The 13,004-nt window shown below is 57.6% G+C and carries 8 protein-coding genes; 2 read left to right on the top strand and 6 right to left on the bottom strand.

Annotation, left to right across the window (positions count from 1 at the left end; all coding sequences use genetic code 11):
- Positions 1-1,617 carry a RagB/SusD family nutrient uptake outer membrane protein gene (locus EDB95_RS11055; RefSeq protein WP_133993557.1) on the top strand — a complete coding sequence of 539 codons (1,617 nt, stop codon included), beginning with the start codon at positions 1-3 and terminating at the stop codon, positions 1,615-1,617.
- Positions 1,618-1,936: 319 nt separating this feature from the next.
- Positions 1,937-2,551, top strand: a complete 615-nt coding sequence (locus tag EDB95_RS11050; RefSeq protein WP_133993555.1) for an NUDIX hydrolase — start codon at positions 1,937-1,939, stop codon at positions 2,549-2,551.
- On the opposite strand, the gene mgrA is transcribed toward EDB95_RS11050, so the two are convergent.
- From mgrA to EDB95_RS11020, 6 genes are all read right to left on the bottom strand, one after another.
- Positions 2,538-3,533 carry an L-glyceraldehyde 3-phosphate reductase gene (mgrA, locus tag EDB95_RS11045; protein WP_133993553.1) on the bottom strand — a complete coding sequence of 332 codons (996 nt, stop codon included), beginning with the start codon at positions 3,531-3,533 and terminating at the stop codon, positions 2,538-2,540. The two genes, EDB95_RS11050 and mgrA, sit on opposite strands and share 14 nt — an antisense overlap.
- Before the next feature lies 1 nt (position 3,534).
- Positions 3,535-4,623, bottom strand: coding sequence for a glycoside hydrolase family 18 protein (locus EDB95_RS11040; protein WP_211352078.1), 1,089 nt, complete (start codon positions 4,621-4,623; stop codon positions 3,535-3,537).
- Positions 4,624-4,661: 38 nt separating this feature from the next.
- On the bottom strand, positions 4,662-7,097 hold the full coding sequence (locus EDB95_RS11035; RefSeq protein WP_133993551.1) for an ATP-binding protein: 2,436 nt from the start codon (positions 7,095-7,097) through the stop codon (positions 4,662-4,664).
- Between the two features lie 65 nt (positions 7,098-7,162).
- Positions 7,163-8,524, bottom strand: a complete 1,362-nt coding sequence (locus EDB95_RS11030; RefSeq protein ID WP_133993549.1) for a TolC family protein — start codon at positions 8,522-8,524, stop codon at positions 7,163-7,165.
- Complete coding sequence (locus tag EDB95_RS11025; protein ID WP_133993547.1) at positions 8,521-9,633, bottom strand: efflux RND transporter periplasmic adaptor subunit; 1,113 nt, start codon at positions 9,631-9,633, stop codon at positions 8,521-8,523. Before EDB95_RS11025 ends, EDB95_RS11030 begins: the two co-directional genes overlap by 4 nt.
- Positions 9,630-12,905 (bottom strand): efflux RND transporter permease subunit, encoded by a 3,276-nt coding sequence (locus tag EDB95_RS11020; RefSeq protein ID WP_133993545.1) that lies wholly within the window; start codon positions 12,903-12,905, stop codon positions 9,630-9,632. Before EDB95_RS11020 ends, EDB95_RS11025 begins: the two co-directional genes overlap by 4 nt.
- Positions 12,906-13,004 lie beyond the last annotated feature (99 nt).

Below are 13,004 nucleotides of genomic sequence, written 5' to 3'. Positions count from 1 at the left end.
ATGAAACGATTCTCTTTATATATTCTTCTATTCGGGGCGCTGGCCGCCGCCGGCTGTCAGAAAAAGATCCTCCAGCTCAACAACCCCAACAATCCCACCCCCAGTTCGCTGACCAGCGAAGCCGGTATCCTCGACTTTGGCCTGGGCATTTACGAAAAATCCAACACCAGCGACGGCAACATCTGGGTCATTATGATGACCATGCACAGCATTGTCGGGGATGAGATCTGGTCCCCCTGGGGCAACTGGGGCTGGCGCTGGGCGGAACAATGTTATACCATTACCCTCCCCAGCGGGACGGTGGTACAAAACCCGATCGGCCCCACCCAAAAGGTCCAGTTGCAAAGCACCAATACCCGCCAGGCGGGCGAGCTCAACGTCTTTATGTACGAATGGGAGCTGGCCTATTATGAGATCGGCCAGTGCAACCTCCTGCTCCAGGCCCTCGACAATACGGCGCTGAAGATGAGCGGGGACACCGCCACCAAAAAAGGCGCGCTCCGGGCCTGGGCCTATTGGTGGAAGGGTTATTTCTATTCCAGGATCGGCTCGATGTACCTGGCCGGGGTCATCAGCGATGCCACCGACGGGACGACCAACGGCAACTACGTTTCCAACACCGCGATCCTTGACGAAGCCAATAAAAACTTCACCTCCTGTCTGGCCGTCCTCGGTACCCTCTCCAATACACCCGACTACCAAACGGTGATGGAAGCGGTCATCCCCGACTTCTGCAGCAACACCAACATCATCGATCCCCAGATGTGGGCCCGTCATGTGTATTCCATGGAAGCCCGCAACTACCTCGTCAACCACAAGGTCAAAGCCATGACGTCCACCGACTGGACCGCCGTCCTGACCCTGGCCCAGCAGGGATTACAGACAGGAGACTATGCCTTCGAATACGGCCAGCGCCAGGACGGGACCAACGATCTTTCGGGCGGGTTCTATCATCCCTACGACCTGATCGGGGACAACGCGGGCTTTACTTTTGTCAGCGAACGCCTGATCCAGGATTTCCGTACGGGCGACCAACGGTTTACAAAAAACTTCGCCCAGTTCGCCCCCGCCGACGTACAGGTCAACGTCCGCAACCGTGGCATGCAGTTCGGTACCCGGTTTTATGCCGTGACCATCGAAAACGGCGGCAGTTTTGCCACGACCAATAACCTGGGAGAAGTCCCCATTTCCTGTACCCCCGAAGAAAACGAGCTCATGCTTGCCGAAGCAAAGATCTACACCGGGGACATCGATGGCGGCCTGACCTACCTCGACGCAGTTCGGACCGCCGAAGGGGCAGGACTCCCCGCCACCGCCCACACCGGTATGCCCCTCGACACCGCCATCGCCCAATTGCACAGCGAACGCCGGGTAGGTCTTTTTATGCGCGGCGTGGCTTTTTATGACATGAGGCGTTGGAGCATCAACGAACCCGTGGCCAACGGAGGCGGACGGAAAAATGCCATGGTTGTGGTCCCCGGGACCTACCTTGGCACCACCTCTTTCCAGGCCCTTCCCTGTACCATGGACTATCAATACCTGGATTACTGGGACGTACCCGCGGAAGAGCTTGACTTTAACACACCTGCGTCTACGTCCGTGCCTATCCGCAACTAACGGGCTTTTTCTCTCTAGATAATTTTGTTTTTTAACAAGGCTTTGTGTAATTTCATCGCGGACGTTTTTTTTAGACATGAGAAAATGCTACCCCTGTGCCATCCCGGCTGGGTATACATTTCCTCCCGCTACTATATACTTTCGGACAGACGACTGACTGGATGGCCCCGCGCCACACCATATTGTGTTGTATTGTCCCCATCCGCGAAGGCCCGCCTAACGATATTTAAGTCGGTTTTTTTCTATTTTTTAATCTCTGATGTACGAGGCTGCCTCCTCTAGGCGGCCTCCTGTCTTTTGGAGTCCCTTATATTTGCGCATGCCATCGCTCCTAGATCACGCCAAACGCATCCAAGCCCTCGCCCAGATCGGGCTCACGTATTCGCCCAACCCCTACGACCTCGAACGCTACGAGGAGCTCAGGGAGATCGCCCTTCAGCTCATGCACGAAGCCACCGGACATCCACTAGAGAAGTTGGCCGCGCATTACGGGGATAAAAAGGAATACGTTACGCCAAAAGTCGACGTCCGCGGGGTCGTCTTCGAAGGAGAAAAAATTCTCCTGGTCAAAGAATCGGCCGACGGTCTATGGTCGCTCCCGGGTGGATGGGCGGACGTGGGCTATACACCCAAAGAGGTCGTGGCCAAGGAAATCAAAGAAGAAACCGGCCTCACGGTCACCCCTACCCGCTTGCTGGCGGTGCTCGACAAACGGGTCCACGCGCACCCGCCCGCGCTGGAGTATACCTACAAACTTTTTATCGAGTGTGTCAACACCTCCGGTACGTTGACGCCCTCGCACGACATCCTCGACTGCGGCTTTTTTGACGAACACCACCTTCCGCCGCTCTCGCTGGAAAGGGTAACACCGGACCAAATAAACTTGATGTACGCGCACAAGCGCCATCCTGAGTTGGCGGTTACGCTCGATTGAGGATCTCATCGATCGTCGCCAGCTCTTCCGTGCTAAAAGTGACGTTGTCCAGGCACTTCAGGGAATCGAGCAACTGTTCGGGTTTGCTGGCGCCCACCAGCACCGACGTCACGCGCGTGTCTTTGAGGATCCACGACAACGCCATCTGCGCCAGGGTCTGTCCGCGGGACACCGCAAGGGTGTTGAGGGCACGGACGGCGGCCAGTTTTTGATCGGTCAGTTGGCTCTCTTTAAGGAATCCGTGGGGTTTGGCCACCCGGGAATCGGACGGGATCCCCGTCAGGTATTTGTCGGTCAACAATCCCTGGGCCAGCGGGCTAAAAGGGATACAACCGACCCCTTCTTTGCCCAACAGATCCAGCAGGCCATCTTCTACCCAGCGTTCCATCATCGAATACTTGGGCTGATGGATCAGACAGGGGGTGCCCATCGAACGAAGAAGGGCGATCGCCTTGCCGGCTTCCGTAGGTTTATAATTGGACAACCCTACGTACAGGGCCTTGCCCTGACGAACGATATGGTCCAGGGCGCCCATCGTTTCCTCCAACGGTGTCTCGGGGTCCGGCCGGTGGTGATAAAATATATCGACATAGTCCAGCCCCATCCGGGTCAGGCTTTGGTCGAGGCTGGCGACCAGGTATTTGCGCGAGCCCCAGTCCCCATAAGGGCCATCCCACATGGTATACCCCGCTTTGGTGGAGATGATCAGTTCGTCCCGGTAACCCTGGAAATCCTCTTTCAGGATCCGCCCGAAGTTTTCTTCCGCGGACCCCGGGGGCGGGCCATAGTTATTGGCGAGGTCGATGTGGGTCACCCCGTTGTCAAAGGCGGTATGAAGAATCCGCCGGCAGTTCTCCAGGACGTCCACGTGTCCGAAGTTGTGCCAAAGACCGAGAGACAAGGCGGGCAAACGCAGACCGCTGCGGCCGCAGCGCCGGTAGGACATGTGTTTGTAACGGGTGGCGTTGGGTAGGTAGTGCATATCAATAGTGATCTTCTTTGTAAATAACGTCCAGCAATCCTTCGGTAAAAGCATCCCCCGCGAGCTCCCAGAACATGATGCCGCCCAGGTGGTGGTCGAGCGCATAGCGCGTTTTAAGCCGCACCGAGGCGGTATCGTCAAAGGTCGCAAACCAGCCGCGCCCGGGGTTATACACGAAGGGCGCCTGGGCGGTGCTGTCCCAATGGTAGACGAAGCCACTGTCCGCGGACAGGACCCGCGGGAAATTCCGGAAGTCCACCCCCGAACGGAAGTGCCCGGACCGGTACAACCCGTCCGTGGCGGCCGGCGAGGCGCTGTCCACACGCTCCCAGATGCGTCCGTAAAAAGCCAGCCCGATGGCCACCTTTGACAGGGGCACCCCCAAAGAGTCCAGCAACCGGACCGCGTGATCCGTGGATTCGGGGTGACCAGGGCCGGAATACAACGGGGTATGGTGACCGGTCTCGGTGGAATAGCCGTTGACAAGGTCGTAGGTCATCAGGTGGACGCGGTCGACATAAGGCATGACGTGCTTCCAGTCGATGCTGTGGAGGATATAGTCCGTAAAACCGCCGGCGGCGAAGCTGATCTCGTATCCACTGCCGAGGCTTTTTCGAAGCCGGCGCACCACTTCCGTAAAGTGATCCCTGTCGGCGTCTTTATAGGGATAGCCGGGCACGTTAGCCAGGGCGGGATATTCCCAGTCCAGGTCGATGCCGTCGGCGTGGAAGTCCTTTAGAATCTTTTTAGTCGTGTGCACGAAAACCTTCCGCCCGCGCCGGGTACTAAACACATCCGAACACGTCCGGCAACCGCCCCAGCCACCGAGACTAAGGATGACCTTCATCGAAGGATTGCGCCCCTTCAGCGCGACCAGGTGCCGGATACGCAACGTGTCGTTGGCATTCATGACCGCCAGGGAATCCCCGCGGAGGTGGACAAACGAAAAGATGATGTGGGAAAGTTTTTCGATCGGGAAGCTGTCCACCATCGTATTCCGGCCCGCATAATAGCCGATGATGGGGAGCGGTTTTTGAGCCTTCACTGCCGACGCCAGCAGTACGCACACGATAAGCCATTGTACACGCATGCCCTAAAAATACGGAAATCGGGCGTGCCCCGGCGGGCTCATTCGGAAATGAGGCACTTCGTGATGGCGCGCAACAGTTGATCGGGATGAAACGGTTTGGTCACCACCTCATCGATATAATAATTATAGAGCGCTTTGTGCTCTTCCTTGGCGACGCTGGCCGTCAGCGCGATGATGGGGAGCGTCAGCCCCATTTCCCGGATCCGCATCGTGGCCGAATAACCGTCCATGACGGGCATGTGCATATCCATGAGGATCAGCCGGTGTACCAGGGGGTTTAGCTTTTCCAGCGCCTCCTTCCCGTTCCCGGCGTGTTCGACCTGGGCGCCCCAGCGGTTCAGGACCTTGGTCGTCACCAGAACGTTCAACGGGTTGTCTTCTACCAGCAGGATACACACGTCGGCCAGGGGTCTTTCCGCCGCGGGCGTGGTCTCCGTGGGTTTCCCAGTCAGCTGTGCGTGGACCGCCGCGGGCGGGACAAGGGTTTCGCCCGGGTGGGGGAATGTTTTGGGAACGGGCGCCACCTGAACCGCAGGTTCGGAAACGATGGGGAAAAGCAAGGAGAAATAAAACGTCGATCCCTTCCCCACGGCACTCCTCAGGTGAAGTTCGCTCCCCCGCAAACGCAGGAGCTTCTGGCTGATCGTCAGCCCCAGCCCCGTGCCTCCGTAGCTCCGGGACGTGGAGGAATCCGCCTGGGCAAACTCGTCAAATACCTGCCGCTGTTTATCGGGAGAGATCCCGATCCCCGTGTCCTCCACCGAAAACAACACCCGCAGCGAGCCGGCTTCCCTCCCCTCTGCTTTTAACCGGAGCCAGACCGAGCCCTGGTTGGTAAACTTGATCGCGTTGTGGACAAGGTTGTTGATCACCTGGCACAACCGGGTGGGATCACCCGTGACCGTTTCCGTGATGCCAGGGTCCACGTCCAGGTGCAAGGCGATGTTTTTTTCCCGGGCAAAAGACGCAAACCCCGCCACAATGTTCGACGCCAGCTCGGGCAGCCTGATGGGGACCGATTCAAATTCGATCTTTCCGGCTTCGATTTTATGATAGTCCAGGATGTCGTTGACGATGGAGAGCAGATTATTGGCGGAAAAAAGAAGGACTTCGAGCTGCTCCTTTTGGTCGGACCGGGTCTCGTTCATCAGCAGCAGGTGGGTCATACCGATCACCGAATTCAGCGGCGTCCGGATCTCATGGGACATGGACGACAGGAACTCGGACTTCGCCCTGGCCCCCTGTTCCGCCTGTATCTTGGCCTGTTTGAGGTCGTGCGAAAACCGGAAAGACAGGATCAAAGATTGTAGGAAAAAGAAAGAAATATACCCGATCGCCTGCACCCATTGCGTCCTTCCGACAAACCCCAGGTATTCCAGGTTCAGCACCGTGAAGGTGACCATCAGCACCCCCATGCTCATCAGGGCATAAGAGGACCCGATGCGGCGGTGGCGCGCGGCCTGTATGTATACATAGATCGTGTAGACGATGTAGGCGAACATCACGATCAGGAACGGGTTGATCAGCCGCGTAAAGATGGAAGGGGGTGTCAGGACCGAGATGACCGCAAAGACGATGCAAAACCACTCCATGACGTTGATGTACCGGTGATTGACGTCTTCCGGGTACAACCGCCGCACATATTCCACGAGGAAAGTGATGCTCAGGAACAAGGTCAGGTACTCCAGGTGGATGGTGAGGAACCAGCTCAGATCCGGGAAAATCGCGTGAAGCGGGTAAAGATCGGTTCCGATCAACCGGTAGCTATATGTGACGCAGAAAAGGGAGAAAAACAGGATGGCCTTGTCGTGCCGCCCGAACAGGTACAACCCTAAAAAGAAAAGACCACCCATAAACAGGCAGCCGCACAACAGGAAATCCACGGCCTTGTTGCGGTCTGTTTCGAGGAACAAAGCGCTTCGATCCCCGAGCCGCATTTGTTTGTACGGCCCGCCCCGCGAATGCCAGAAGTTGGCGACCTGCAACAACAAGTGCAGGGTGTCGGCTCCGTCAGGGATATTGACGGTTTTGTTGAACCAGTGGGGTTCCGCTCTTTCGGCCGTCGTGTCCGGTTTCCCCGCGCTGCAGATCAGCCTTCCATTGACAAAGAACCGGTAACACGAATAACAATCGGGGACCTGCATGGCCAGGTGATAGGATGGCTTGGGCAGCAGGACGGTAAGGGTATAGGTCGCGTAGCCCTTGTTGGGGAGACCCAGGTCATTCCATAAACGGGGAAAGGTGACAAAGGCAGGCGATCCTTTTGGTGTATCCGGGGGGAAGGTCAGTTGATGCCAGAACAGCGCCCAATCCCCGTTCAACCTGACCGGCTGTTCCGAAAGGTCCCATCCCCTCAGGTCCATGACCCCACCGGCAGCCATAGGAAAGTCCTTCCCCGGTACCGCGTGAACGCGTGTTATCCAGGTGGTCAGCAAGAGTGTCGAACAGGCAATGAGGTAATGTCGTCCCTTCATAACGGCTACAAGCTCCGCAATATAGCCTTTATGGGGGCTTATACAAGTTAGCCGTTAGTTATTGCCTACTTTAATTCGTGTCCAGTATAAAAGTCAATGACCCTTTTCTGGAGCATAATGGACAAAGAAGCCTGGACAGCCGTTTGTTTGGCCTGTAAAAGGACCAGTTGGGCATTGGAAAGGTCGATAAAATCCGACACCCCCTGCTGGTAACGCCCCGTCAGGTTGTCAAAGGCCTCCTGTGCGGCCACCAGCCCCTTTTGGGCGGTGCTCACCTGCTGGAGGGCCGCCGTATAATCCCCATACGCCTGCCGTACTTCGGACACGATGGCCACCCGGTTATCCTCCAGGTCGATCCGTGCATTGCTCGACTGGATACGGGCCGCTTCCACGTTGGATTTGGTATAATATTTATCAAAAATATTCCAGGTAGCGCTGACGCCAAACACACCGTTGATCTGTTTGTACAACTGGTTGTAGACCGGCTCCTGACCGGCGGTCGAAGCGGCGGTATGGTTGATGTAAAGGCTGTTGAAATAAGCCCCTGCGTCGTACACCCCCGCCCCAAAGCTTACCTTTGGCAGGTACCCTCCCTTATAGCGTTTGATCTCCCAGTCGGCCGCCTCCGTATTTATACGGAGAGATTCCTGGTCTACCCGGTCCGAAAGTGCCTTTTGTACCAGCGCTTCTTCGTTCCCGTAAACCTCCGTCCGGGGGGCGTCGTCCACCGTCAGATCCGGGAACGCATAGCGGTCCAGCGAATCCAGCCGCAGCTTTTTCAACAGGAGGATCTTGTCCGTGCGCAACTGGTTGCGCGCGTTGATGAGGGTCAGCTGGTCGCGGCTGGTCTGGGCCTGTTGTTGGTAGAGGTCGGTCTTTGCCCGCTGTCCAACAGTGGTCAGGGCCGTGAGCTGGTCTTCCCTTTTCTCCGAGATGCGCAGGTTGTCGCTGTCAAGGTCGACAAACTTACGGTCGAGGATCACCTGAAGATAGCTCTGGGTGATGTCCTGGGCAATCTGCTCCTTTGCCCATTCCAGGGACAGCTCCGCGCTTTGTTTGTTGAGCTTTGCCGCCTTCCAGGCGGACAGGTTTGAATACCCGCTGAAGATATTGATGCTGCTGGTGAGTTGATAATTGAACGCACTCCGGTTGGCACGGACGAGCTCCGGGCCCACGGTACCATAGAAATTATTCCCCACGCTATAGTTATACCCCGCCCCGGCAGTCAGGTCCGGGAGAAAAAGTTGTCCGTAGGCCTCCAGTACCTGGGCGGCCGACAACGCCACCGCGTTGTTTCCTAGGAGGACCGGGGTCGAGCGCGTGACACCGATGTCGATACAATCCTGTAAGGAAAGGGCCGTCACCTGTGCACCCGCGCGGGCACCCGCTAGAACAAGCCCTCCCCATAAAACTATCCTTTTGATCATTGTAACCTTACTTTTTGTCCATTGTTATAACCGGGGCCGACGTTCAACCCGATCAGGTCCCCGTTCTTTATGCCAAGCAGTATCGTGGCTTTTACACCATCGTTATCCCCCACCTTCACGGGCTGGTAAACGATCGTGCTGTCCGGCTGGATGACCGGGATGACGGTCTTCCTGTCTTTGATCACCAGCGCTTCGGTGGGTACCTGGAGACGCCCGCTGCCCGTGACGGGCATCTTGAAGCCCACGTTTACATAGCTTCCGGGGATGATCGCGTCGTCCATGTTCGGCAGGTCCACTTCGACGAGCTCCATACGTGTCTTGGGATCCAGCTCGCCCGCCAGCCGGGTGACCGCGGCCTTGATGTGTACATCCGGGCGTTCCGTGAGGGTAATCTCCACCGGCGAGCCTTCTTTCAAATAGGTAGCAACGGCCTGTTCCACGTATACATACACCCGTATCCTGTCTACTTCCGACACCGTCACCACGGGCTGTGCGCTGGTTTGTGCGTTCGTAGCGTTCTGCACCAGGGTACCCGGGTCCGCGAAGCGCGCCGTGACCGTACCGGAAAAGGGCGCCGTGATGTCCTTATACCCCTGTTGTTGCTTGAGGGATTCTACCTGGGCCTCCGCGACGCGGACCTCGGTTTCCATCTGCTCCTTGTCCTGGGGGGCGATGTATTCTTTTTTCAGCAATGCTGAGTCCCGGGCGAGGATCTTCCTCTTGTTGTCCAGGTCCGCCACCGCTGCCAGGTAAGCCTGGTCGGTTTCCGGTGAGACGATGGTCGCCATCAACTGCCCCTGGCGGACTTTGTCCCCCTTGTCCACGAAGATCTTGTCCATGTAACCGCTGGTCTTGGCGTACAAGGTGACGCTTTGGTAAGGTCGTGCTTCCCCTATGAGGGAGAGCTCCTGCGGCGCCGTGGCGTCTCCTACCCGGAGGGTCTTCACCGCCGGGCCTGCCTTCACCTCGGCCACCCGCCGGGCCGTGTCATCGGCCAATGTTTTGTTTTGCCTGGCCAGGATCAACAGGATGCTGACGGCCGTTACCGCGACCAGGAGGCCTCCGCCGATCCAGATACGGAGCGCTGTTTTAGTGGAGGTTTGACTCATATATGCTCGTTTTGTGTTTGTGTATATATATCCATATCCGCGATTTCCGATTGGAAGTCGGTGTCCATGCTGTGCCGGTTCGGGGGTGCTTTCCGCAGTACCGCGTAGATCACCGGTACGATAAAGAGCGTGACCACCGTGGCCACCAACAGGCCCCCGATCACCGCCCGCCCCAGCGGGGCGTTTTGTTCACCGCCCGCCCCGGTTCCCAGCGACATGGGGATCATCCCCAGGATCATGGCGATGGCGGTCATCAGCACCGGGCGGAGCCGGGTCCGTCCGGCCTCCAGAGCGGCATCCAGGGCGTTTAACCCTTTCTTGACGCGCACTTCGTTGGCAAAGCTGACCATCAGGATGGAGTTCGACACCGCGATCCCCACCGCGACGATCGCCCCCATCAGCGATACCACGTTGATGGTCGTACCCGTGATGGTCAGCATCCACAGGATCCCGATCAGGGCGCCGGGCACCGCAAAAAGGATGATAAAGGGATCCAGCCAGGACTGGAAAAGAACCACCATCAGGAGGTATACCAGGATGATCGACAGGATCAACCCCAGGCTCAGGGTCTGGAAGGAATGGTGCATCACGTCCGGTTGTCCCCGGACGAAGATGTGCATCCCCGTCGGCAGGGTCCCCAGGCCCGCGATCTTGCGGTCGATCGCGTCGGATACCGTCCCCAGGTCGCTTCCATCTACGTTGGCGGTGATGTCCATCACGCGCTGCACCGTATAGTGGCTGATCTGGTTGTATTCGGTTTCCATATTCACGGTAGCCAGGTTCCGAAGCGTCTGCGCCTGGGCCATGGGCAGGTCCGTGGGCGTGGCACCTACGTTTTGGACCAGGGGTCCCGCCCCGTTTGTCAAGGGGGTGTTCAACAGGCTGTTGACGTTGGTGAGTTGTTGATACGGCACCTTGACCGCCACCACATAGTTCACATTATTCGTCGGGTTGATATAATACGAGGGATCCACCAACGTACTGGAAGAAAGCGCCACGAGCAGGTTGTTTGCCACGTCCCGTTGCGTCAACCCCAGCTCTCCCGCCCGGACGCGGTCCACGTTGATCTTAAAGGTGGGATAGTCCAGCACCTGTTTGATCGTCACGTCCTGCATCCCCGGAACCGTCCGGAGCGAATCCTGGAGCCGGCGCGCAAAGGCATAAGACTGGTCGTAATTGCTGTTTTGGATCTGTATATCGATGGGGGCCGACAACCCGAAGTTCAACACCTGGGTGACGATGTCCGCCGACTGGAAGTAAGCCGTGCAACCCGGGAAATGGTCCGCCAGGTCCTTGCGGATCAGGGCCTGATACACATCCGTCCGTATCTTATGATCCGGCTGGAGCGCCACCAGGATTTCCCCGTCCATGCTCGACGCGTTGTCTGTCTGCACAAAAGCCAGGTTGTAAAAGGTGGGCACCCCGAGCATATCGTTGATCGTTTTCAGGTCCCCCGGTGCAATAATCTTTTGAATCCTCGCTTCCGCTGAGTCCACGATCCGTTCCGTCTCCTCGATACGGCTGCCCACCGGCGCCCGGAAGTGCAGCTTCATCATCCCCGCATCGGTGGACGGGAAGAAGTCCGTCCCCACCGTTTTCAACAGGAACAACGAGACGCACAGGATCACAAAGGCCATGCTGAGTACCAGCGTCCTGTTTTTCAGGAAAAGGTGCAGGATGCGTCCATACGCGTCCCTAAACCGGTCAAAGCCCCGGTCCCGGGCCGCGTTAAACCCGTGGGACCAGCGTTTGAACGCCCCCGCGCTTTCCGGCAGCGGCGTCCCATGCGGGTGCAACCCAGCCATAAGCATCCGCGACAACACCGGCACCAGCGTCCGTGAAAGGATGTAAGACGCCATCATCGACACCACCACCGACAGCGACATCGGGATAAACAGGTATTGAGAAGGACCCGTCAGTAAGACGACGGGGAAAAACACGATACAGATCGCCAGCGTGGCCATCAACGCCGGCACCGCGATTTCCTGCGCACCCACCAGGATGGCAATGGTCAGCGGTCTTCCCAGGTTCCGGTTGCGCTCGATATTCTCCACCTCCACCGTCGCGTCGTCCACCAGCATCCCCACCGCCAGCGACAGACCACCCAGCGTCATGATGTTTAATGTATTCCCCGACAATTTCAGAAAGATGACCGCCACCAGGATGGAAAGCGGGATCGACGTACACACCACGATCACGCTTCGCCAGTTGCCCAGGAAGAAAAGGATCATCAGCGACACCAGGATCGCCGCGGTCACCGCCTCGTGCAACACGCTGGAAATCGCCTCGCGGACAAACACCGACTGGTCGAAGTCCACGTTTAGCTCCAACCCCTTCGGCGCCGTCTCCTGTATTTGCGGGATCATGCTTTTGGCCGCCTCCACCACCATCAGCGTGGACGCGTCCGCCTTTTTCAGGATCGTCAGGTATGCCGCCCTTTTCCGGTCCACCCGGACCACGTTCTCCTGGTCCGCATAACCGTCATAGACTTTCGCCACTTCGCCCATCCGCACCACTTGTCCATTCACCGCCTTCACCGGCATGTCGTTAAACTGGCTCACCAGGTCCGGGCTGGAGTTCATCGTTACGTTGTACTCCCTCGACCCCATCCGCGCCGTACCCGCCGGCACGATCACGTTCGATGTCTGGAGGCTGTTCACCACATCCATCGTCGACAACCCTTTGGCTTCCGTCGCCTTCGGATCCACGTCCACGACGATTTCCCGCGTCTTTCCACCGAAAGGCGCCGGCGTCGACAACCCCGGCACGGTAAACAACCGCACCCGGATAAAGTTCAGACCATAGTCAAATATTTTGTCCTCCGGCAGCGTCTTGCTCTTCATCGTCACCTGCGCCACCGGCAGGTTCGATGCATTAAATTGTAAGATCGTCGGCGCCGTCATCCCCGGCGGCATCAACCGCAGCGTCAACTGCGCCGTCGCCGACATCTGCGCGATCGCCGCACCGATGTCCGCCCCCTTTTGGAAATACACCTTCAGCATCCCGATCCCCGGTTGCGACACCGACTCGATACGCTCCACCCCGTTCACTGTCGTGGAAATCCCCCGCTCGCTCAGCAACACCACGCGTTTTTCCATATCCGCCGCCGAAAGCCCCGGGTAGTTCCATACCTCCGACACCACCGGGATGTCGATCACCGGGAAGATGTCCACGTTCATGGATTTGATGGACAAAATGCCCATGATCAAGATAAGGAGGGCCATGACCGCTACAGAATAGGGCCTCCTAAGTGCTAATCTTACGATCCACATAGAAAAGAGTTACCGTTGAAAAAAGAGTGCATACCCGGGGCGCCCGGGGCATGTGCCCGGTTCCCGGCGCGTGTGCGCAAACAATCGCGTCGTTGTGAA

The sequence above is a fragment of the Dinghuibacter silviterrae genome, from assembly GCF_004366355.1.
GTDB classification, from domain to species: domain Bacteria; phylum Bacteroidota; class Bacteroidia; order Chitinophagales; family Chitinophagaceae; genus Dinghuibacter; species Dinghuibacter silviterrae.
The sequence above is the reverse complement of the archived record's forward strand: the minus strand, read 5'-3'. Positions and strand labels throughout refer to the sequence as shown.

What these genes read in the sequence shown, in the direction of transcription:
- EDB95_RS11030 (WP_133993549.1), bottom strand. Translation starts at nt 8,524, where the DNA reads ATGATCAAAAGGATAGTTTTATGGGGAGGGCTTGTTCTAGCGGGTGCC.
- EDB95_RS11020 (WP_133993545.1), bottom strand. Translation starts at nt 12,905, where the DNA reads ATGTGGATCGTAAGATTAGCACTTAGGAGGCCCTATTCTGTAGCGGTC.
- EDB95_RS11040 (WP_211352078.1), bottom strand. Translation starts at nt 4,623, where the DNA reads ATGCGTGTACAATGGCTTATCGTGTGCGTACTGCTGGCGTCGGCAGTG.
- mgrA (WP_133993553.1), bottom strand. Translation starts at nt 3,533, where the DNA reads ATGCACTACCTACCCAACGCCACCCGTTACAAACACATGTCCTACCGG.
- EDB95_RS11025 (WP_133993547.1), bottom strand. Translation starts at nt 9,633, where the DNA reads ATGAGTCAAACCTCCACTAAAACAGCGCTCCGTATCTGGATCGGCGGA.
- EDB95_RS11050 (WP_133993555.1), top strand. Translation starts at nt 1,937, where the DNA reads ATGCCATCGCTCCTAGATCACGCCAAACGCATCCAAGCCCTCGCCCAG.
- EDB95_RS11035 (WP_133993551.1), bottom strand. Translation starts at nt 7,097, where the DNA reads ATGAAGGGACGACATTACCTCATTGCCTGTTCGACACTCTTGCTGACC.
- EDB95_RS11055 (WP_133993557.1), top strand. Translation starts at nt 1, where the DNA reads ATGAAACGATTCTCTTTATATATTCTTCTATTCGGGGCGCTGGCCGCC.